Annotated in this window: 17 protein-coding genes and 2 pseudogenes; 2 read left to right on the top strand and 17 right to left on the bottom strand. The window is 40.9% G+C overall.

Annotation, left to right across the window (positions count from 1 at the left end):
- Window positions 1-23 precede the first annotated feature (23 nt).
- The 13 genes and pseudogenes from D8793_RS08475 to udk form a co-directional block, all read right to left on the bottom strand.
- Window positions 24-1304: an McrC family protein gene (locus D8793_RS08475; protein WP_185761193.1), complete on the bottom strand. Its 1281-nt coding sequence runs from the start codon at window positions 1302-1304 to the stop codon at window positions 24-26.
- A pseudogene (locus D8793_RS08470) lies at window positions 1291-2882 on the bottom strand (DUF8426 domain-containing protein). Before D8793_RS08470 ends, D8793_RS08475 begins: the two are co-directional and overlap by 14 nt.
- A 290-nt stretch (window positions 2883-3172) precedes the next feature.
- On the bottom strand, window positions 3173-3952 hold the full coding sequence (locus D8793_RS08465; RefSeq protein WP_125371454.1) for an L-threonylcarbamoyladenylate synthase: 780 nt from the start codon (window positions 3950-3952) through the stop codon (window positions 3173-3175).
- Window positions 3953-4051: 99 nt separating this feature from the next.
- Window positions 4052-4642: a 3-isopropylmalate dehydratase small subunit gene (leuD, locus tag D8793_RS08460; RefSeq protein ID WP_002912263.1), complete on the bottom strand. Its 591-nt coding sequence runs from the start codon at window positions 4640-4642 to the stop codon at window positions 4052-4054.
- 9 nt (window positions 4643-4651) lie between these two features.
- Window positions 4652-6034, bottom strand: coding sequence for a 3-isopropylmalate dehydratase large subunit (gene leuC / locus D8793_RS08455; protein ID WP_125371453.1), 1383 nt, complete (start codon window positions 6032-6034; stop codon window positions 4652-4654).
- Between the two features lies 1 nt (window position 6035).
- Complete coding sequence (locus tag D8793_RS08450) at window positions 6036-6302, bottom strand: DUF1294 domain-containing protein (RefSeq protein ID WP_125371452.1); 267 nt, start codon at window positions 6300-6302, stop codon at window positions 6036-6038.
- Window positions 6299-7336, bottom strand: a complete 1038-nt coding sequence (gene leuB, locus D8793_RS08445) for a 3-isopropylmalate dehydrogenase (protein WP_125371451.1) — start codon at window positions 7334-7336, stop codon at window positions 6299-6301. The genes D8793_RS08450 and leuB overlap by 4 nt, the downstream gene beginning before the upstream one ends.
- Window positions 7337-7348: 12 nt before the next feature.
- Window positions 7349-8914, bottom strand: coding sequence for a 2-isopropylmalate synthase (locus D8793_RS08440; RefSeq protein WP_125371450.1), 1566 nt, complete (start codon window positions 8912-8914; stop codon window positions 7349-7351).
- Between the two features lie 625 nt (window positions 8915-9539).
- Window positions 9540-10541, bottom strand: coding sequence for a hypothetical protein (locus D8793_RS08435; RefSeq protein WP_125371479.1), 1002 nt, complete (start codon window positions 10539-10541; stop codon window positions 9540-9542).
- Between the two features lie 65 nt (window positions 10542-10606).
- A pseudogene (locus D8793_RS08430) lies at window positions 10607-11267 on the bottom strand (hypothetical protein).
- A gap of 127 nt (window positions 11268-11394) precedes the next feature.
- Window positions 11395-12048: a DUF443 domain-containing protein gene (locus D8793_RS08425; RefSeq protein ID WP_446677591.1), complete on the bottom strand. Its 654-nt coding sequence runs from the start codon at window positions 12046-12048 to the stop codon at window positions 11395-11397.
- An 80-nt stretch (window positions 12049-12128) separates the two neighbouring features.
- Window positions 12129-12797: a YoaK family protein gene (locus D8793_RS08420; protein ID WP_061909057.1), complete on the bottom strand. Its 669-nt coding sequence runs from the start codon at window positions 12795-12797 to the stop codon at window positions 12129-12131.
- Window positions 12798-12837: 40 nt separating this feature from the next.
- Window positions 12838-13473 carry a uridine kinase gene (udk, locus tag D8793_RS08415; protein WP_185758389.1) on the bottom strand — a complete coding sequence of 212 codons (636 nt, stop codon included), beginning with the start codon at window positions 13471-13473 and terminating at the stop codon, window positions 12838-12840.
- Between the two features lie 104 nt (window positions 13474-13577).
- Between udk and D8793_RS08410 the strand changes: the two genes are divergently transcribed.
- Window positions 13578-14558 carry a Gfo/Idh/MocA family protein gene (locus D8793_RS08410; protein WP_125371447.1) on the top strand — a complete coding sequence of 327 codons (981 nt, stop codon included), beginning with the start codon at window positions 13578-13580 and terminating at the stop codon, window positions 14556-14558.
- Window positions 14551-15639 (top strand): DEAD/DEAH box helicase, encoded by a 1089-nt coding sequence (locus D8793_RS08405; protein WP_312023599.1) that lies wholly within the window; start codon window positions 14551-14553, stop codon window positions 15637-15639. The genes D8793_RS08410 and D8793_RS08405 overlap by 8 nt, the downstream gene beginning before the upstream one ends.
- 81 nt (window positions 15640-15720) lie before the next feature.
- Here D8793_RS08405 and D8793_RS08400 read toward each other — a convergent pair whose 3' ends face one another.
- The 4 genes from D8793_RS08400 to D8793_RS08385 all read right to left on the bottom strand — a co-directional run bounded on the left by D8793_RS08400 (window position 15721) and on the right by D8793_RS08385 (window position 19711).
- Window positions 15721-17118 (bottom strand): polysaccharide deacetylase family protein, encoded by a 1398-nt coding sequence (locus D8793_RS08400; protein ID WP_125371445.1) that lies wholly within the window; start codon window positions 17116-17118, stop codon window positions 15721-15723.
- 88 nt (window positions 17119-17206) lie between these two features.
- Window positions 17207-17593 carry a lactoylglutathione lyase gene (gene gloA, locus D8793_RS08395; protein WP_125371444.1) on the bottom strand — a complete coding sequence of 129 codons (387 nt, stop codon included), beginning with the start codon at window positions 17591-17593 and terminating at the stop codon, window positions 17207-17209.
- Window positions 17594-17667: 74 nt separating this feature from the next.
- A complete protein-coding gene (locus tag D8793_RS08390) occupies window positions 17668-19047 on the bottom strand; it encodes a sensor histidine kinase (protein ID WP_125371443.1) in 1380 nt (459 codons plus the stop codon).
- A complete protein-coding gene (locus D8793_RS08385; RefSeq protein ID WP_125371442.1) occupies window positions 19037-19711 on the bottom strand; it encodes a response regulator transcription factor in 675 nt (224 codons plus the stop codon). The genes D8793_RS08390 and D8793_RS08385 overlap by 11 nt, the downstream gene beginning before the upstream one ends.
- Between the last annotated feature and the right edge of the window lie 9 nt (window positions 19712-19720).

The raw sequence follows: 19720 nt of genomic DNA, 5'->3' as shown, positions 1-19720 counted from the left end.
AGAAAAAGCAGGTTCAACCTGCTTTAAAATCTAAAATTTATTGTTTCCGATTGATGTATCTGTTGAACAAAATGGTCATAATTTTCAGCTTCTTGAGGAATAAGAATGGACCACTTTTTCAAGAGTGCCCCGTAACCTGCTNATTTACCTATGTCGTTATCAACAACCTTCTCCATGCTTGGGAAAATAANACCGGCTGTTTTAGCTTCTAAAATGTATGAATAGGAAATCAGTTGATATAAATCCTCACGATTGATACCTTTTTCAGTAAATTCTAGCTTTTTATATTTGGCATCTAGTACGACTTTTAAATCTTTATGATAGAAGTCTGGATAAATTTTTCGAACATGACTGCTAAATACAGAAATGCCATCCGTCTTTTCTTTATTTCGTGGATGAATAAAACCTTCTGGCAATAATGTCTGGACATACTCTTCCCAAAGCCAAGCAACATCAAAGAGAACACCGTGTATTTTTTGCTCTTGAAGTCCTAAACCGTGCTTTTCTCTACTTAGAATCAACAGACAGAGTTCCTGTAATTTTCTATATCCTCGAAAATAGGCATGGCGGACGGGTTTAGTTTGATTTAGTCTGATAATCTTAACACGATTAGCTAGTTTATAAGAAGGGGTTACACGATTAATTTCAGCTATAGTTTCACGATTACTATCGAGTAGTGCTCTAAAACTTTTTTGATTCTTAATGTACTCAATCGTATGCCGAATCAACTGCATAAGTGGATTATCATAAGCAAACTCTCTAGTAGTGTAGGAAATATTTCCTATAAAAGGAACATTTTTCTTAAGATGATTTCCTACATCAATCGCTCCCTTTACATGGCTATCATTATGGAAAAACCTCTGGTATTCCTTATAAAGCCCTTTTCTCAAAGCCACTTGCAGATATTTTGGAAAGAGGTAAACCAATAGTTGATAGAGTTTATCTTCGCTAGATAAACCAACATCCAAATTAGTGAGATTGATATTGAGAACCTTTTGTAAGAGATAATGTAAAAAATGGTCGTTATTAGCATTTGAAAAACGAGAGGAAATCGTTAATCTTTCCTGACCGTAACCCAGAAAACCAATCACATTTCCTGTCTTAATGTTCTGATTTACAGTTTCAAAAATTTTATGATCCTTGTCCAAGTCAGAAGTATTTTTCAAGTCATTTGGAAAAATGAAAATACCATCCTCTTGAGAAAGACTTTCTAAAGTTCTATCTAAAAGTACTTGACTAATTTTGGGGTAGATTTCAACAAAATCCTCTTTTTTTATAAGTTGCTGATTATCAGTAATCCTCATTATCATTCTCAACGCCTTCATTGTTATCAGTTATTGACTGATTGGTTTGCTCATTGCTTGTCTTATCAAATTCCTTTTTCAAAGTTTCCAAAGTTTCAACCTCTTCATAAGAACCTCGCAAGTAGTCCTCTAGGAGCGGCTTAATATAATCAGACCAGAGCAATTCATAGTCAAAGTCTACTTCCTGCAACTTAAGGAAATAACTTGGTCCAACATGGTAATGACTATTGAGCTCTTCTACTTTTTCTATAGCAGCGTTCAAGTTTCTTAGACGTATTTTCGCTTCTTCAGCACCATCTCCAAGAAGCTTATCAAGCATTCCCAGCTGACTTTCAGCCGTGATTTCTACAAAACGGAAACGACGGCGCATGGCAAAATCAAAGGTATCTACCGAACGGTCAATATCATTCATCGTTCCGATGATATAGACATTTTCAGGGATATAAAACTTCTCATTAGTTTCATGTAAATTAGCATATTGGGTCGAAACCTCTCCATCCTTACCACGATAGCTCGGATCAATAGAGAAAAAAAGTTCGCCAAAAATCTTAGAAATCTCACCACGATTGATTTCATCGATGATGAAGACGAAGTTTTTATCCGTATCAATCTCTGTTGGAAAAATATAGTCTTTTAGACCAAATTTTTTTCTTAACGTTTCAAGAACTTTTTTCCCTGACTACGATAATAAGTCTGTTTTAAATAATTTTCATCTTTATAGNGTTCATAGACATAGGACTTAGTCAAGACTGTCGCTTGACTTTTGCTCTCATAATTGACATTAAAATTATTCCGGCTATTAACAGTAAGATAAGAAAAATCTGTCAAACGCTCTTTTTCATCTCTATTATTTACATATTCAAGATAGGCATTCCAAGCTTCATCAAAATTATCTAGTCCTCCTGTTTTTTGAGCTTCGTTAGCTTTCTGACAAAACTTCTTAAAAATTCCATCTTGTAACTCAAAACTTATCTGGCTATTATCATTAGAAACAGGTCGCAACCCCTCTACAAAATCTGTATAGTCATAAGAGGGATGGAATTGAACAAAATCGATTTGTTCTTCATTTCCTCCAGTCAATTCGCTTGCAATTTGTCTAGCAAGATAGGTTTTTCCCGTACCAGGAGCACCACGGAGGATGATATTCTTGGAAGATTTTAATACATCTGTATACCTACTCCTTTTTTTAATAAATTCATTATTAGACTCAAACAAAGTAGACTCAACAAATTTTATTAATTCGTTATTGGCCTTAAACACTGTACCATTTGTTGGAATATTTCCACTAAATTCAATTGATTCAGATTTTAACCAGTTAACTCCTCTAACCTGATCAAAAGAATCATCTAAAAAATAATCACTTATGACTTCACCAATAGCAAGAATCTGATGCCGTCCCTGCTTTAAAATGACAATGTCACCTATCTGAATTTCATTAATGAATTTATTAAATTCTACTGCTTTGATATCATTTCTACCAAATTCAATCTGCAAATCCTCTTTTGACATTCTAGACAAATTTTTATTTACACCATAATCAACTGCAATTATTTTGTTAGCTATAAATTTTTTTTCCATTGCCTCCAGCACCTATAGTCCAATATTGCTTATTATATTTCATAATCTCCTCCAACTTTTTAACCTGTCCTTTAAAATCTTATATTCATTTTCTAATCCTTTGCGTTGCTGCGAAAACAATACAGATAGCGCTCTACATTATGATATAAGAATTAAAAAATCCTAATTTTAAAAGGATAATATAGCTTTTCTTTATCATAGCATAATTACAGGAAAAATAAAAGAAATTATAAACAAAAAACTCAGTGTAAAGAGGAAATACCCCTCCCACACTGAGCTTATTTTTTATCTTAGTAATATTCACCCTGACGGTAATCCCATGAGTTAAAGTTATCAGACAGGTGCATCATGATTTTATCGATATCCAAGCCTTTGCGGATAACCACAGGCGCTGGTGAGATGGAACGTTGACCACCTTGTTCTGGAATCAGTTTTCCATCCTTGTCAACCATAGAGACCATAACACCTTGCTCGTAGCGAGTTTCAATGGTCTTATCTGGCTGGATAGAGGCTACATAGTCATCTGCTTCAATGACGAGGTCAACAGCGTTTTCGATGCGCTCGCCAATTCCTTCGACCTTACCGCGGTTTCCTTTACCGGATGGGTTGGCTGAGGAAGCATAAACCATCTTGCCTTCTTCCCAAAGCTTAGCTGCCAGCTGCTCGCCCGCCTTACCAAACTTAATAACAAAACAGCTCGTGCCACGAACATCTGTCATCAGCTCTTCCCGACCGTCGCCATAGGCTTTAAGCTTTTCAAAAGCTTCTGGCTTCCACGGAAGGATACAACCCAAGAGGATGTCTTCATCCCAATGCTTTTGATAAAAAGCTTCAATTTCCGGATTTAGCTGCGCCAAAGCACGAAGCTCATCCATACTGCCGCAGAGGACAACACCTGGCTTATTACGGTTACGAGCCTTAGCTTCGAACTTACGCTCCAAGCCAGCTTTATCGCTGGTCATGATGATGTAACCCACCTTGGTCGGGCAAACGATACAGCCGCCATCGCCTTTCAGGATGTCATAACCTTCTTGTGAAAGAGTTCCGTTCCATTGAATGTGTTTTGTCATAAGTTTCTTCCTTTTCTATTAAATTAAGATTTATTTTACCATATATTTTTATCGGAGACAAGATGTTTTCAGAATTTTCTTAATATATTGAAAACAATTTTACTGCCAATAAGATGGACGATTTTTTTCATATTCTGCAATCAAATCCTCATACTGTAGAGTAATGCCGATATCATCCAGACCGTTGAGGAGCTTGTGCTTCCATTCTCCATCAATGTCAAAGGAGAATTCTCCCACTGGTGAAAAAATCTTCTGCTGCTCCAAATCCACCGTCACTTCATCCGTCGGCTTCAGATTAGCCAAAGCTTGCCGGACTTCGAGCGGCTGAACGATAGGCAGCATACCGTTGTTAAGCTCATTATTGTAGTGAATATCTCCAAAAGATCCAGCAATGACTACCTTAAAGCCATAGTCAGCCAAGGCCCAAGCAGCGTGCTCCCGAGAGGAACCCGCTCCGAAATTGTCCCCTGTAACCAGAATAGTCGCCTTGCGGTACTCTGGTCTATTAAAGACGAAATCAGGATCTTCCGTGTACTGATTGTCCAGATAACGCCAAGCGTACATGAGGTACTTGCCAAAGCCTTTTTTATCAATCAACTTGAGAAATTGCTTGGGTAAAATTTGGTCTGTATCGATATTATCGTTCATGAGGGGAACTGTTGTCCCCGTGTAGATTGTAAATTTTTCCATAAAACTCCCTTACTGGACCTCTGGTAGCTGGCGGACGTCTACAAAGCGCCCTGCAATGGCTGCCGCTGCTGCCATGGCCGGACTGCAAAGATGAGTCTTAGCTCCAAATCCCTGCCGATCCTCAAAGTTCCGATTACTAGTAGAGGCACAGTGGACTCCGTCTGGTACCTTATCTGGATTCATTCCCAGGCACATGGAACAACCCGGATCGCGCCACTCAAAGCCTGCATCCATGAAAATTTTGTCCAGTCCCATCTTTTCAGCAGCCCGCTTGACCGGACGAGAGCCTGGTACGACGATAGCTGTTAGATTGGGAGCAATGTGTTTACCAGCGACAAACTTAGCTGCCAGCTGCAAATCGCTGAGTCTGGCATTGGTACAGGATCCGATAAAGATATAACCTAGGTCAATATCTTCTGCTTTCTTACCTGGGGCGAAATCCATATAATTGTAGGCCCGCTCATCGTTCATATCACGGATTTCAGGGAAAGCCGTGCCGAACTCTACTCCCATAGAAGGATTGGTCCCCCAAGTCACCATAGGTGCCAATTGGGAAACATCCATCTCAATGACCTTATCATAGACAGCATCAGGATCACTGACCAGAGTCTTCCAATCAGCTACCGCCGCCTCAAAGTCCTTAGGTGCTCCCGGCCGCCCTTGAACATAATCATAAGTCTTCTGGTCAGGATTCATAATACCCATCTTTGAACCAAACTCAATGGACATATTGCAGATGGTCATGCGCTCTTCCATGGTCAGATGGTCAATGGCATCACCAGCATACTCTACCACATAGCCAACACCTGCAGCCACACCATATCGGGCAATCAGAGCGAGGATATAGTCCTTGGAATAGACACCTTTAGGTGGCACTCCGGTAAATTTGACCAACATTTTCTTAGGCTTGACCTGCCAAATGGTCTGCGTTGCAAAGACGTGCTCTACCTCTGAAGTACCGATTCCAAAAGCAATAGCTCCAAAAGCTCCGTGAGTAGCCGTGTGACTGTCACCGCAGACAATGAATTTACCTGGCTGAGTCTTGCCCGTTTCCGGTCCAACCATATGGACAATCCCCTGCAGTTCCGATCCGTGAGCCGCATGCTCGATGCCAAAATCCTTGACATTCTCAGAAAGTTTATCAATCTGTGCCTTGGAAATCACATCCCGAATATCATAGATATTGACCGTAGGAACATTATGGTCAAAAGTTCCAAAAGTTAAGTCCGGTCGTCTAACCTTGCGGCCCGCATCTCGAAGTCCTTGAAAAGCCTGAGGGCTGGTTACTTCATGAATATAATGCTGATCCACATACATAAGCTGGGGTTGACCTTCTTGGCCTGTTATTACGTGTCTTTCCCAAATCTTATCAAAAATCGATTTTCCAGCCATACTAACTTCTCCATATGTAATACAAAATTCCAATTTCCACTATTATTCCGCCAAACCAAGCCAGCCAAAAATACCATTTTCTGGTCTTGTGGTGAAAGAGGCGGCCGCCTAATAAAGCGCCCAAACCTCCGGCTACAAAAGCTGACAAGAGCAAAGTTTTCTCTGGAATGCGGTAGTGATTTTTCTTAGCCTTACGCTTATCCCAGCCATAAAGCAGGAAAACGATAAGGTTCCAAAGTAGGCAAATACCTGTTAATATCCATTTCATAAATTATTAATAATTGACTCCGTCATTTGAGCTGTCCCTGCCTGACCACCCAAATCTCGGGTTAAGATACCCTGAGCCAAAGTCTTCTCCACCGCTGCTTCAATCGCTTCTGCAGCTTCAACCTCTGCAAAACAATCCCGCAGCATCATGGATACAGAAAGTATCATGCTGATAGGGTTGGCAATGCCCTGCCCCGCAATATCTGGAGCCGAACCATGGATGGGCTCGTAAAGACTTGGTCCAGATGCCGAATGACTGGCCGATGGCATAACTCCCAGCGTCCCTGACAAGACACTGGACTCGTCGGATAGAATATCTCCAAAAAGATTTTCCGTTACCACAACATCAAACTTAGCAGGATTGGTAATCATGAGCATAGCAGCGCTGTCCACCAGCTGGTGCTCCAAGGTCACATCTGGATAATCCTTGGCCACCTCATTTGCTACTCTGCGCCAGAGTTTAGATGTCGCTAGCACATTTTGCTTGTCAATACTGGTCACGCGCTTTCTGCGACCACGCGCAATGTCAAAGGCCTTACGAACGATTCGCTCCACCTCTTCATAGCTGTAGTCGTTGATATCACGCGCGGTTCTGTCCTCCAAAATATGCTCACCAAAGTAAATCCCACCAGTCAGCTCGCGCACGACCACGAAATCCACACCAGCAATTCGCTCCGCCTTCAAAGGCGACAAATGCTTCAAAGCATCGAAAATCTTAACTGGGCGGATATTGGCATAGAGTTCAAGTTCCTTGCGCAGAGCGAGCAATCCTTGCTCCGGTCGAACTGGGGCATTATCATACTGGGGACTGCCGATAGCTGCTAGGAGAATAGCATCCGCTTTCTTAGCCGCTTCTAGAGTTGACTGAGGCAGAGGATGACCTTCCGCATCAATACCAGCACCCCCAAAAGCTTTCTCCGTGACATGATAAGTCAAGCCAAACTTGTCCGCAACAGCAGCCAGTACTTGGAGACCAGCCTCCATGATTTCTGGACCGATACCGTCACCCGCCAGAGCTACAATTTCTTTTGTCATAGTCGCTTCTTTCTAATTATTTGCAGGCAGATCGTGATAGGATACCTGATGGCCGATTTCACCTGCATTTTCCTTTTGCACAAAGGTATTGGCATGGATATAGGCAATCGCGCTAGCCTTAAGAACATCAAAGTCAATACCAGAGGAGTTGAAAATCGTATCTGTGTCCGTATTTTCAACGGCTACCAAAACACGAGCCTGAGAGTCAATTCCGTCCGTCACGGCCTCAATGTTATAGGCTAAGAGCTGGACAGATTGGTTAAAGAATTGGTCAATAGCATTAAAGATGGCTTCAACACTTCCCTTTCCTTCTGCTACACAGTTGACCGTTTCGCCGTCGCCATTGACCAACTGCACATCTGCTGTGATGGTATGATCGTCATTGGTTGTCAACTGCAGATCATTAAAGTGGAAACCTTCTGGATTTTCAACTGTTGTTCCAGCAATCAGAGCCCGAATGTCAGCGTCCGTGACTTCGTTTTTCTTATCCGCCAAGACCTTAAACTTAGCAAAGAGCTCATTAATTTCAGATTCTTCAAAGTCCAGAGACAGTTCTTTGAGTTTTTCAACAAAGGCGTGGCGACCAGACAGCTTGCCAAGCGGCAGTGAATTGCTCTTGACTCCAACTAGCTCTGGTGTGATAATTTCATAAGTCAGTGGATTTTTAAGAACACCATCCTGATGGATACCAGACTCATGAGAGAAGGCATTGCCACCAACGACCGCCTTGTTCTTAGGCACTGGAATACCTGAGAAGCGGGATACCAGCTCAGAAGTGTTGATGGTTTCATTAAGGACAATGTCTGTCTCAACTTGGTAATAATCCTTGCGAATTTCCAAGGCAACCGCTACTTCTTCCAACGCTACATTTCCAGCCCGCTCACCGATTCCATTAATAGTTCCCTGAACACGACCAGCACCGTGCTTGATAGCTGTCAAACTATTAGCCGTTGCCATACCAAGGTCATCATGGCAATGAACACCAAATACCACCTTATGATCAGAAGTCACATTTGCCACTAGGTAGTCGAAAATATTTGCAAACTCTTCTGGAGTAGTAAAGCCGACTGTGTCTGGAATATTGATATAAGTTGCACCTGCATCAACTGCTGTTTGTACCACCTGAAAGAGGAAATCCAGCTCTGTTCTTGTCGCATCCTCTGGTGAAAACTCGACTATCTCAAACTTGGAGCGCGCATAGGAGACATGCTCTTTCACAGCTTCTAAAATCTCTTCCTTGGACTTTTTCAGCTTGAACTCTCTGTGAATAGGACTGGTCGCAATGAAGACATGAATCTGTGGATGCTTGGCATCCTTGAGCGCTTCATAGCAGGCGTCAATATCGGACTTGACCGAACGCGCCAGTCCAGTAACAGAAGCTTTTGTGATGACTTTAGCAATCTCCTGCACCGCCGCAAAAGAATCTGGACTCGCAGCAGGAAAACCAGCTTCAATGACTGAAATACCCCACTTCTCTAACTGCTTAGCAATAGCAACCTTTTCCTTAATAGAGAAATTCACTCCCGGTGTCTGCTCACCGTCCCGAAGGCTGGTATCAAGAAACTCAACTTTTTGCATAGACTTTCCTCTTTCTTTATCGTTTAAAATAGCTATAAAAATCAATGAGAGATACAACTATGGAATGAACTTTTAGTTCGCTTTTCTCAGTATATCCTAGCAAAGATTTTCGTGAAGAATAAAATAAAAACATCTCGCTGGAAACCAAGCGAGATGTTGATTTACTCCCGCTTGGTAAGCCAAACAGGACTAATGCTTTCGCACTAGCCCGAGTAACGCAACAACAAAGCAAAGTTTGAAAATTGAGTTGACTTCATGTTTGACTGACTCCTTTTGAAATGTTATTGATTAGTATTTTAGCACAGTATCATTCAGCTGTCAACAGATAATTCGATATTTTCTGAAAATTTTAAATATGCTGGATTATTTTGTAGCATTATTAGTATAAATGCGAGAAAGAAGAAGCAGGCCAGCTCCTCCTTCTTCTAGTATTATATTGATTACAAGGATAAAATTTTGAAAACCAGTCATTCCTCCCTATTAGAAGAGAATCATACGCGGCAAATCTGACTAAAAATTATCAAAGTTTTTTAAATTATTATTACTCAAAAGCTAATCTGCCAGTCTTATACCATTGCTGATCCCCATGCTTTCCAAATCAACTTTTCCATCTTTGATTTCTATATTACTTTTCTTTTTCTAATACTTTCAAATATTTGGTTTTTTTAAATTGCCCAGACAGGAGCAAGAGCAAGAAACAATACCATATGACAATCGTAAAAAATAAAAGTAGGAAACTACCAAATAGAAGATAAAGCCAAGAAAAAATAGCAGAAATCAAGGCAAAGAGGAAAATGAGAGCATAGGTTTTTAGACTGTTAGATTTTTGGGTGGCAAAATAGTCTATGGGCATCTCATAAGGTACTACTTCAACTACTGATTTCTCCCTTCTATTTTTAAATTGGTAAAGAGCCAGTAAAAGCATGAAGACGAAGGAAAAAAGTAAAGGGAACAAACCTCGTACAGTCAGCTTCTCCGTTAATACATATAGGCCATAAGAAAAACCAGCACTTGGTAGAAAAATCATTGGAAAAGGCACACTTTTCCCTACAAAAAGTTCATTTCTCTTAATATCATAAAACACAGTCCTTTTGACATTTCCTTGATCTGCTCCAAATTCGATAAAATCAGACAACTTCCTAGTAACTACTAATGCTGATTTTGGTTCTTCATGCAGCTCATCTTCAATGGTCTCTAACTGCCCAAAAGCGTTCAGTTTCCACGAATCTTCCTTAGGCAGAGGCTGTACTTTCCCTTCCAGATGTTCTTGAATAAACTGCTGGAATTGACGATTCTTCTGCTTACTTCCAATCAATTTCAAAGTCACTTTTTGACTTCCGCCGTTTTTAGTTAAGGCTTCCCCTACAATAAATAAGGGCCATTCATAATTCCCACGATAAGCGTGTCTATTCTTGCCGAAGTAAAATGTAACCGAAGAAAGAGGAAAGCGATAGTATTTAAAATTTCGGAAAACAAGTAAGTGTTGACCATCAAGCTCTATTCTCCCCATAAAAGCAAAGGTCATCCATCCTACTGTGAACAATAAAGCAACTGATACTAAGAAATAGAAAAGGTTTGCTGACCAATTGTCTTCTAGAAAGATATTAAAAAAACTGGTCATCGCCATTAAACTAAATAGACTAAGCAATCCTAGTTCTGATCTTTTATAGATAACAATCGATGGCTTTTTTATCAATTCTTTTCCTCCTCTACTGCCTCGGCAAAAACCACTTTCCCTTGTTCATATTTCCGTACGGCTAACAGCCAGCGGATGGGATTGTTTTGGAATAACAACAAATAAGAAACAGCTGGAAAGAGGTCTGCCAAAAGCGAGAATCAAATGCCTCTTGCTTAATAAATGAGTCAATAGTGCCTGGTATTGCAGCAGCAAATATTACTATAGTAGTCATAAAAACTAATAGCATAACAATCATAAAAGCCAACATTTTCCCAAACGTCGCTTTTTTATCGCTGAAATTGTCCCAGAACAAATTTGAATAAACTGCTTTTTCAAATTGTTGTTTTGTTGCGCCTCGGACTTGCTTCACTCCTTTATATAAGGCGACCTCCATCATCCATATAAATCCAAATATGATAAAGGAAAGACAAAGAATAAAAATAGAGACCATCGCGCTATTATAACGAAAGCCTGAGAAAATTGGTATAGCAAGAAATCCTCCAAGCAAACCTAACAAAGAGAATATTGCAATTAAAGGAGCAATCCCCCTATTCGATCTTCTTGCCCCTTCTGTATTTAAGAGAGCACTTTTGTTTGCCACTAAGGCTTCTTTTGTCCTCGTATTATAGTAGCAGCCTCGTCACCGCTCTGTCCAATAAAAATTATTTTTCTCATATTTAATCACCACATTCGTCATCAATTGCTATGATCAAAATTCTATTATTCATTTAATAATATATAACGAAAATTTACATGATGCGCTCGCATAATTAGTTCCTCAAAAGTTTTTTATACCGTTCCCTTAGCCATTTTTTATTCTTATCCAATAATTACTTGCCGGGCGCATGAAAAACATATTCCCTATAAATAACCAAAATGTCAAAAATATTAACAATCCTATATGAACAATATAATTATCCACTTGATTAGCTAAAAAAGCGGAAATAAATACTATCGTTAATAATACCGACATAATATACGCAAAAATACTAAAAAGTAANTCTTTAACAAAACGAGGATAAAGGTATATCTTATGATAGCCCCTATTTTTTAATCCACTAGGAACTTCATAAGAAACTGTAAGCCATAAACGCAAACCAAAAACCAATAATACAATTAGAATAGCCAAAAAATTGCTAATTCTACTTGAATCAAATTTCAAAAATTGATTGATATCAAATACTCTTGATAGAAGCATGGCACCTACACCAGCTCCAAAGCTATAGCCAAGACCATGTTTTTCAAAAGCCTCTTTTAACCGAGCATTCTGCTCCTCTGATTGGGACAATTGCTCATATTCGTCCTTACTAATCTCGTAACATCTGTGAGGCACAAAATAAATCAACAAGGGTAAGAAGTAGACAATCAAAAAAGGACGTTCTACATCCAGAAGATAATAGCTATCCTCTGTTTTTAGTATGCGATATCGAAGATTTCTTTTAGCCAAGAGCTTCATTTCAGCCTTTTTAAACATTTATGTCCTACCTTTTTAATAATTTACTAATCAGGCTTCTTCATTCCTAAGCCGCCTCGTCTTTATCTTCGTACATACTGAACCAAGCGGAACATCATGAAGGTAAATAGAATTCCTGCAACGATCCAAATGGTTCTTAAGGCGTAAAATTGAAGCAGATAGGTCGAAATAATGGCTCCGATGACAAAGCTTCCTAATAAAGCAACAAAGAAAATACCCTCTTTCAAGTATGGTTTTTCCTGCGTTCGCACAAAATTTCCAAAAGCCACCATCGTTTTCTTGATATTTCCTGTCATAAAGGAATTATTGTAAACTATGCCATCTACTTCGCCAAAAGCTGTCGCAACGACCCCCATACAGAAAGCAATCGGAGGAACGATCAGCATATTTGGCACAGTACTTGGCATAAAACCTACCAGAGTACAGATGAGCACCATTGGTGAAATGCTACTTACTCGCCATATTGACTGCTCAAAAAAAGGACGAAAAATTGTTATCAGAAAAATCCCCAGCATAAAGGCTAGCATGGTAGCTAGTTTGACTTCAATTTCTCCAGTCTTGTGATGAATTAGCTCAACGGACAAAAAGACGACGTTTCCTGTCTGGCCAGCAACCAATGTACCCCCGCGTTCCATAAAAGTGTAAGCATCCACAAAACCTGCGCAAAAGGTCAGCAAACAGGCAAAAAACTTTGATCGAGAATGGAATTCCCTTTTGACGAACTTTCTCATAATTTACCCAAAAAGTCCAGTGTAACACCAGACTTCCTTTCTATCCTTCTCTAGCTTCCTCCAAAATCTTTTCAATCTTGGTAGTAATCAAATCAATCGCCACTTTATTAGAAGCGCCCTCTGGAATGATGACATCCGCATAGCGCTTGGTTGGCTCGATAAACTGATGGTACATAGGCTTGACGACACCCAGATACTGCTCAATGACACTATCCAAACTGCGTCCACGTTCTTCCATATCCCGCTTAATCCGACGAATAATCCGCACATCATCATCAGTATCGACGAAAATCTTGATGTCCATCAAATCGCGGAGGCGTTGATCTTCCAAGACCAAAATTCCCTCTACAATGAAGACATCCTGCGGTTCCTGACGATAGGTTTTATTGCTGCGCGTGTGCTCCGTATAGTCATAGGTCGGGATGTCCACTGGACGACCAGCCAAAAGCTCCTTGATCTGCTCAATCATGAGGTCTGTATCAAAAGCAAAAGGATGGTCATAGTTGGTCTTAACCCGCTCCTCAAAGGTCAAATGCGACTGATCCTTGTAGTAAGAATCATGCTCAATCATAGAAATCTTTTCATTAGGAAAATTATCTAAAATCGCCCGAGATACACTGGTTTTTCCCCCACCAGATCCACCTGTAACACCGATAATAATAGGTCTGTTTTGCATTGTTTTCTCCATTACTTGTTATCTTATCTATTTTACCTTAATTCATGATATAATGAAAGGGTGAATCAAGAAAAATTCAGGAAAATCATTTTAAAGGAGAAAGTATGTTACGACTCGGAATCATCGGTACGGGATCCATTTCCCACGAGTTTATTAAAGCAGCCCGACTAAGCGGTGAGTATGAGTTTACAGCTGTTTACTCGCGCACCTTGAGTTCCGCGGAGCGTTTTGCGCAAGATTATCAAAACGTCGCGCTCTACACCGATATGGTTGAATTCTTATCTGCCAACCTAGATGTGGTTTACATTGCCAGTCCCAATAGCCTCCATTTCAACCATGCCAAGGTAGCCATTTTGGCTCGAAAACATGTCATCGTTGAAAAGCCGGCTGTATCAAGACCTGAAGAATGGCAAGAATTGGTCAAGCTGGCAGCTGAACATCAGGTTTATATCTTTGAGGCAGCCAGAAACTACCACGAAGCAGCTTTTGCAGTCATTCGTGACTTCCTAAAAGACAAGAAAATCTGGGGAGCCAACTTCACTTATGCCAAATACTCTTCCAAGATGGGAGCCCTGCTGAGTGGACAGGAACCCAATGTTTTTTCTGCTAAATTCTCAGGCGGTGCTCTAATGGATTTGGGAGTTTATACGCTTTATGCAGCTGTCCGACTGTTTGGTGCTCCACAAAGCGTCTGCTATACAGCTCAACAACTGCCAAATAGCGTTGATCTCAACGGTTCAGGCAGTCTGAATTATCCTGATTTTCAGGTTCGTATCCAAGCTGGAAAAAATATTCATAGCCAGCTGCCAGCTGAAATCTATACGGACCAAGGCACTCTGACCTTAGACGGTATCGAGTTTATCCGCTCTGCCATTTTCCAAAAGCTGAATGGAGAGACGGAAAGTCTAGCTATCCGCCAAGCAGAGCACCAAATGTTGGAAGAGGCTCAGGCTTTTGCTCGTGTCCTTGAAGGCGGCCAGGAAGAACTTTATAGCGACTATCTGCAGGCTGCTGCTACTGTGCATGAGTGCATGTTTGCCATGAGAAAAGATGCTGGCATTAGATTTGAGGTTGACCATGATTAAAGAAACATTTCCAACAGTTTGGCAGGAACAGCTAAATCAGCTCGGTTTTGCTGAACTGACTGCCATCCAAGAAAAAATATTCCAGCCTATTTCTCAGGGAGAAACGGTGCTAGGCATTAGTCCGACTGGTACGGGTAAGACATTGGCCTATCTCTTTCCTAGCTTATTAAAATTGAAGCCTAAAAAAGCGCAGCAGCTTTTAATTTTAGCTCCAAATACAGAGCTGGCAGGACAGATTTTTGATGTTTGTAAGTCTTGGGCAGAGCCTTTGGGCTTGAGCAGTCAGCTCCTCCTCTCTGGTAATAGCCAGAAAAGGCAGATTGAGCGGCTCAAGAAAGGGCCTGAAATACTGATTGGTACACCGGGTCGGATTTTTGAGCTGATCAAGCTCAAGAAAATCAAGATGATGAGTGTTGACACTATTATCCTAGATGAATTTGATCAACTTCTCAGTGATTCCCAGTATGCGTTTGTTGATAAGATTCTGCATTATGCACCGCGTGACCACCAGCTGATTTACATGAGTGCTACAGCTAAATTTGACCAAGAGAAGATCGCTGAAAATACTCTGCGCATCAGCATTGACGACCAGACTTTGGACAATATCCAGCACTTCTATATGCAGGTGGAAAAGCGTGACAAGGTTGAACTCTTGCGCAAGCTATCCAATGTAGAAGAATTTCGTGGACTAGTTTTTTTCAACAGCTTGTCAGATTTGGGCAGCGCCGAAGAAAAGCTTCAGTACCGAGGAGCTAGTGCGGTCTCCCTAGCCAGCGATGTCAATGTAAAATTCCGCAAAGTTATTCTGGAAAAATTTAAAAATTACGATATCACGCTCTTACTGGCGACTGACTTGGTTGCCCGTGGCATTGATATTGATTCTCTAGAATGCGTGGTCAACTACGAAGTGCCGCGTGATTTGGAAACCTACACTCACCGTTCTGGCCGAACGGGTCGCATGGGCAAGGAAGGCTATGTCATCACCTTCATCAGCCACCCGGAAGAATTAAAAGCTCTCAAAAAATATGCCTCTGTCCGAGAAATCATCTTGAAAAAACAAGAACTGTATGTGTGTCATTAAGCTAGAATTACGGTCATCAATATTTTTATTTGATGGTAGCAAAGCAAAAAGCATTGGAAATATTAAATTTCCAGTGCTTTTTTAATTTCTGCTGTAATATATCTGATGTGGTTGAAGCTGATTTTCTAATAGTTCATCAACTGTCACCAGAGTATAGCCGTTGTTCTTCAGATAGTCAAGAACGCTTGGCAGAGCATCGATGGACGTCTGATGGATATCGTGCATGAGAATAATAGATCCCGGCTGGGTCTTCACGATCTCCTGCATAATAGCCTTTGTATTACGTGTTTTCCAATCGAGACTGTCCACGCTCCACATGATAAAGGACTGATCGACAGCATTTTGAACCGTAGAGTTGATGGCTCCGTAAGGCGGTCTTGTGATCATGGGTCGGATACCAGTCGCCTTATAAATAGCCTCTTGAGTATCTAAGATTTCCTTTTTGGATTGATTCAGAGGTAACTTGGTCAAATCAGGATGGCTCCATGTATGGATGCCGAGCTGATGGCCTTCATCAAGGACACGTTTAGCCAGTTCTGGATTAGCAGCAACATTTTGTCCCACCATAAAGAAGGTCGCTTTAGCATTGTAGCGTTTCAAGATTTCCAAGGCCTGAGGAGTCGTTTTACTGTCGGGACCGTCATCAAAGGTCAGGGCAACCATTTTCTCATGCCGCTTAGTTTCATATTGCTGGTAAGCCTCCAAATCAGCTCCCTGCAAATATTCTGGACGGATTAGGTCATAAAAACTAGACAGAGGCACTGTTACGCTCGACACACCGTTGATTTCTTTGGGCAGACGAATAGAAAATAAACTTTCTTCATAGTGAAAATTCCACTGGCTCAGTTCTATTTCACGGAGGACGTTTAAAGCTGCTGTTTGCTGGCTTTCCTCCACCTGTCTAAAGGTTAGCTGACTGGTCAACTCCTTCAGGAAAATTTCCTTGGCAGCTTCTGGATTTTGAAACAGCTTGTCCAAAGTCACCGCTGCCCCTTCTTGATTGATATAAGTCGAGGCTACTTCTCTTGCTTCTTCAGACTTGATGTCTCTTTTTGAGATGCTGTAATCTTTTCGCTGAATGACTACTTCCTTGGTATTGGCCAGACTAGTAGACTTCTCCTCTGTATAGTAAAAGGTCAAAGCAGTCAAGTTTTCCTTCTGCTTTTTGTCATCTGAAATACTCTGACTGTCCTGCAACATTTTATCTTTGACACTTTGAAGAGGCTGCCCCTTCATCAGAGGATAAAAAGCTGCCACGTAATGGGTGCCAATCCTACCAGACTGCTTTTCGGCATTGTCAGCATGCTCTTGCTCTTCCTTGGCAATCACTTCTGTAACCTTTTTCTGGAACTCCCTTTCCTGAAACATTTCATAGATTCGCAGTCCACCAAAAATAAGAAATCCTAAGAGAAGCAGATTCAGAAGACTGAGAACCAGTCTATATTTTCGTCTACGCTTCCTTTTATGTTGTCTTTTCATCTATTATCCCCTAAGCTATTGTCATAAAATGATTCTAATGTTAAAAAACTTGTATCTTACAAGTGCTAAAATACAAGTTTAATTATTTTTAAAGACTTTTTTCTCGAATCACTTCGACCTTGTAGCCGTCAGGGTCTTTAACAAAATAATAATTTGGCGGATTGCCTGGCAAACCTTTTGGCTCGGTCACTTCGTAGCCCTTGGCAGCATGCTCAGCGTGTAAACCTTCCAAATCAGGCGTGCTAAGAGCAATATGAGCAAAGCCATCACCGATTACATAAGGTCCGTGGTCATAATTATAAGTCAATTCAAGCTCATAATCATCGCCATCCAAACCAAGATAAACAATGGTAAAAGCATGCTCTGGAAAGTCCTTGCGGCGCAATTCCTTAAAACCAAACGCGTCTTCATAAAAGGCAATCGAAGCCTCTAAATTTTCCACTCGTAAACAAGTATGCAACATTTTTGATGTCATAGTTGTACCTCTCTCATTTCTTTCTTCTATTATACCGCAAAAGCAGTCAAATTTGAAATAATATGAAAAGTTTTTCAAATTTTGCTGATTCGTTTTCTAATATCTGACCTAAGAGGAACTTTGATTTCAAAAATGGTTCCACGCGGTTTGTTATCTTTGACTGTGATGGTTCCTTTTAAGGCGTCCACGATTTGTTTCGCCAGGGATAGTCCTAGTCCAAATCCACCTTTTTGACGAGTCCGTGCCTTATCCACTCGATAAAAACGATCGAAGACCTTTTTCTTGTCATCGCCCGCAATCCCTGGACCATTGTCAGAGATCCGCAAGGTCAAGCTCCGATCATTGGCGGAGGCCACGAAATAGATCTCTCCATCTTCTTCTGTGTATTTGATGGCATTATCAAAAAGGATGGTCATAACCTGCTTAAGCAAGACCTTGTCTGTCGTAATTGACTTTGAAACCAGATTTTTGAAATCAAAGACCTTATCGCTTTCCTCTGCAATAATAGCATAGTTAGAAAAAGCTGTTGTGAAGAAGTCTGGTGTGACTTCACCGTATTCTGGCTTGATACCGTCATCGCGCCGAGCTAGGTTGAGTAAATTGGTCGTCAACAGGCGCATATTTCGCACTTCCTCTAAACTAGATGCGATACTCTCACTAGACTCCATAATCGTGGCCTCAGGCTTACGGAAGAGAGACTCCAGCCGATTTTGCAGCACGGCCAGAGGCGTCCGCAATTCGTGGCTGGCATTTTCAACAAAGGACTTCTGCTTTTGCATGCTGTCCAAGAGAGGCTTGACACTCATCCGCGCTAGATAGATACTGGCAATCAAGGAAATACCCCAGAAGCTAATCATGACAATGGCAATCAGCTTTTCATGCTTTTCGCTAGTCTGCTCCAGCTGGCTGATACTAGTCATGACAACCGCGTATTTGACATTTTCAATTTCATCATCTGGATCAATGTCAAACATGTAGGCCCGATAACTCTCGACCTGTCCATAGTTATTAGTTAGTTGTATTTGCTTGATCTGATTAAGAAAGCGTTTGTTAAATTTAATCGCATCAAAGTTTAAAAAGCTATTTTTTGCCGATACATTCTGATAATCATCATTCAAAAGAATGGCTGAGGTATTGGCGCTAACATTTACCCTACCCGGTTCCTCAATCTTGATATCATGAGCTTGCACAGACTCTGAATCTTTGTGCTCTGAATCCTTGTTCTCTGGCTCTTGGTATTGCCGCCCCGTCGTCCGATAGGCTAGATTGGCCACCCAGGCGGGATTTTGACTGAGACTTTTGAGATTATCATCAACGGTCGTGTAAAGGCTAGAGCGCATGACTTGGATAATAATGAGCGTCATGGCCGAGAAAATCAGGGTGAATACACCAAAATAGCGAATGAAATAAGAAAAATCATCCGCATATAAGGCTTTTTTGAGTTTATTCAGCATTCTTTAAAATGTAACCGACACTGCGAAGGGTTTGAAGATTATTCGCAAAAGCCGTTCCTTTCAATTTTTTCCGAATCTTGGATACATAGACTTCCACCACAGAAATTGTCGTATCGCTGTCAAAGCCCCATAAACGATCGAAGATCTGAGTCTTGGGCAAAATGACATTTTGATTCTGAAGGAAGTATACCAACAAATCAAACTCTTTACCCAGTAGCTCAACTTCCTTTCCATCTACCAAGGTCGAATTGGTCGAAAGATTGACCGTCACATCGCCATAGGAAAGGGAATTTTCATTAAACTTACCAGAGCGTTTGAGCAAGGCCTGAATCCGCATCTTCAGCTCTTCCAGATAAAATGGCTTAGTCAAGTAATCGTCAGCACCGAGCTCAAAACCATGGCCTTTATCATCGATACTTTCCTTGGCAGTCATGATGAGGACAGGAGTGCTCACCCCTTTTTCACGCAATTCTTTGAGCACTTGGAAGCCATCCTTTTCAGGAAGCATCAAGTCCAGCAAAATCAGGTCATACACGCCGCTTTCTGCTTCGTATAGACCTTCTTCGCCATCAAAGACCTGCATAACATCTGCAAAATCATCTAAAAAATCAAATACTGAATTTGACAGACCGAGGTCATCCTCCACTAATAGAATCTTAATCATCCTGTTCCT

This window comes from Streptococcus cristatus, assembly GCF_003943465.1.
Classification (GTDB): Bacteria; Bacillota; Bacilli; order Lactobacillales; family Streptococcaceae; genus Streptococcus; species Streptococcus cristatus_C.
This window is presented reverse-complemented; position numbering and strand designations above follow the sequence as displayed.

Bases quoted from the DNA above. Each gene is read 5' to 3' on its own strand.
- D8793_RS08465 (WP_125371454.1), bottom strand. From the start codon at position 3,952: ATGACAAAACACATTCAATGGAACGGAACTCTTTCACAAGAAGGTTAT.
- leuD (WP_002912263.1), bottom strand. From the start codon at position 4,642: ATGGAAAAATTTACAATCTACACGGGGACAACAGTTCCCCTCATGAAC.
- leuC (WP_125371453.1), bottom strand. From the start codon at position 6,034: ATGGCTGGAAAATCGATTTTTGATAAGATTTGGGAAAGACACGTAATA.
- D8793_RS08450 (WP_125371452.1), bottom strand. From the start codon at position 6,302: ATGAAATGGATATTAACAGGTATTTGCCTACTTTGGAACCTTATCGTT.
- leuB (WP_125371451.1), bottom strand. From the start codon at position 7,336: ATGACAAAAGAAATTGTAGCTCTGGCGGGTGACGGTATCGGTCCAGAA.
- D8793_RS08440 (WP_125371450.1), bottom strand. From the start codon at position 8,914: ATGCAAAAAGTTGAGTTTCTTGATACCAGCCTTCGGGACGGTGAGCAG.
- D8793_RS08435 (WP_125371479.1), bottom strand. From the start codon at position 10,541: ATGGCGATGACCAGTTTTTTTAATATCTTTCTAGAAGACAATTGGTCA.
- D8793_RS08420 (WP_061909057.1), bottom strand. From the start codon at position 12,797: ATGAGAAAGTTCGTCAAAAGGGAATTCCATTCTCGATCAAAGTTTTTT.
- udk (WP_185758389.1), bottom strand. From the start codon at position 13,473: ATGCAAAACAGACCTATTATTATCGGTGTTACAGGTGGATCTGGTGGG.
- D8793_RS08410 (WP_125371447.1), top strand. From the start codon at position 13,578: ATGTTACGACTCGGAATCATCGGTACGGGATCCATTTCCCACGAGTTT.
- D8793_RS08405 (WP_312023599.1), top strand. From the start codon at position 14,551: ATGATTAAAGAAACATTTCCAACAGTTTGGCAGGAACAGCTAAATCAG.
- D8793_RS08400 (WP_125371445.1), bottom strand. From the start codon at position 17,118: ATGAAAAGACAACATAAAAGGAAGCGTAGACGAAAATATAGACTGGTT.
- gloA (WP_125371444.1), bottom strand. From the start codon at position 17,593: ATGACATCAAAAATGTTGCATACTTGTTTACGAGTGGAAAATTTAGAG.
- D8793_RS08390 (WP_125371443.1), bottom strand. From the start codon at position 19,047: ATGCTGAATAAACTCAAAAAAGCCTTATATGCGGATGATTTTTCTTAT.
- D8793_RS08385 (WP_125371442.1), bottom strand. From the start codon at position 19,711: ATGATTAAGATTCTATTAGTGGAGGATGACCTCGGTCTGTCAAATTCA.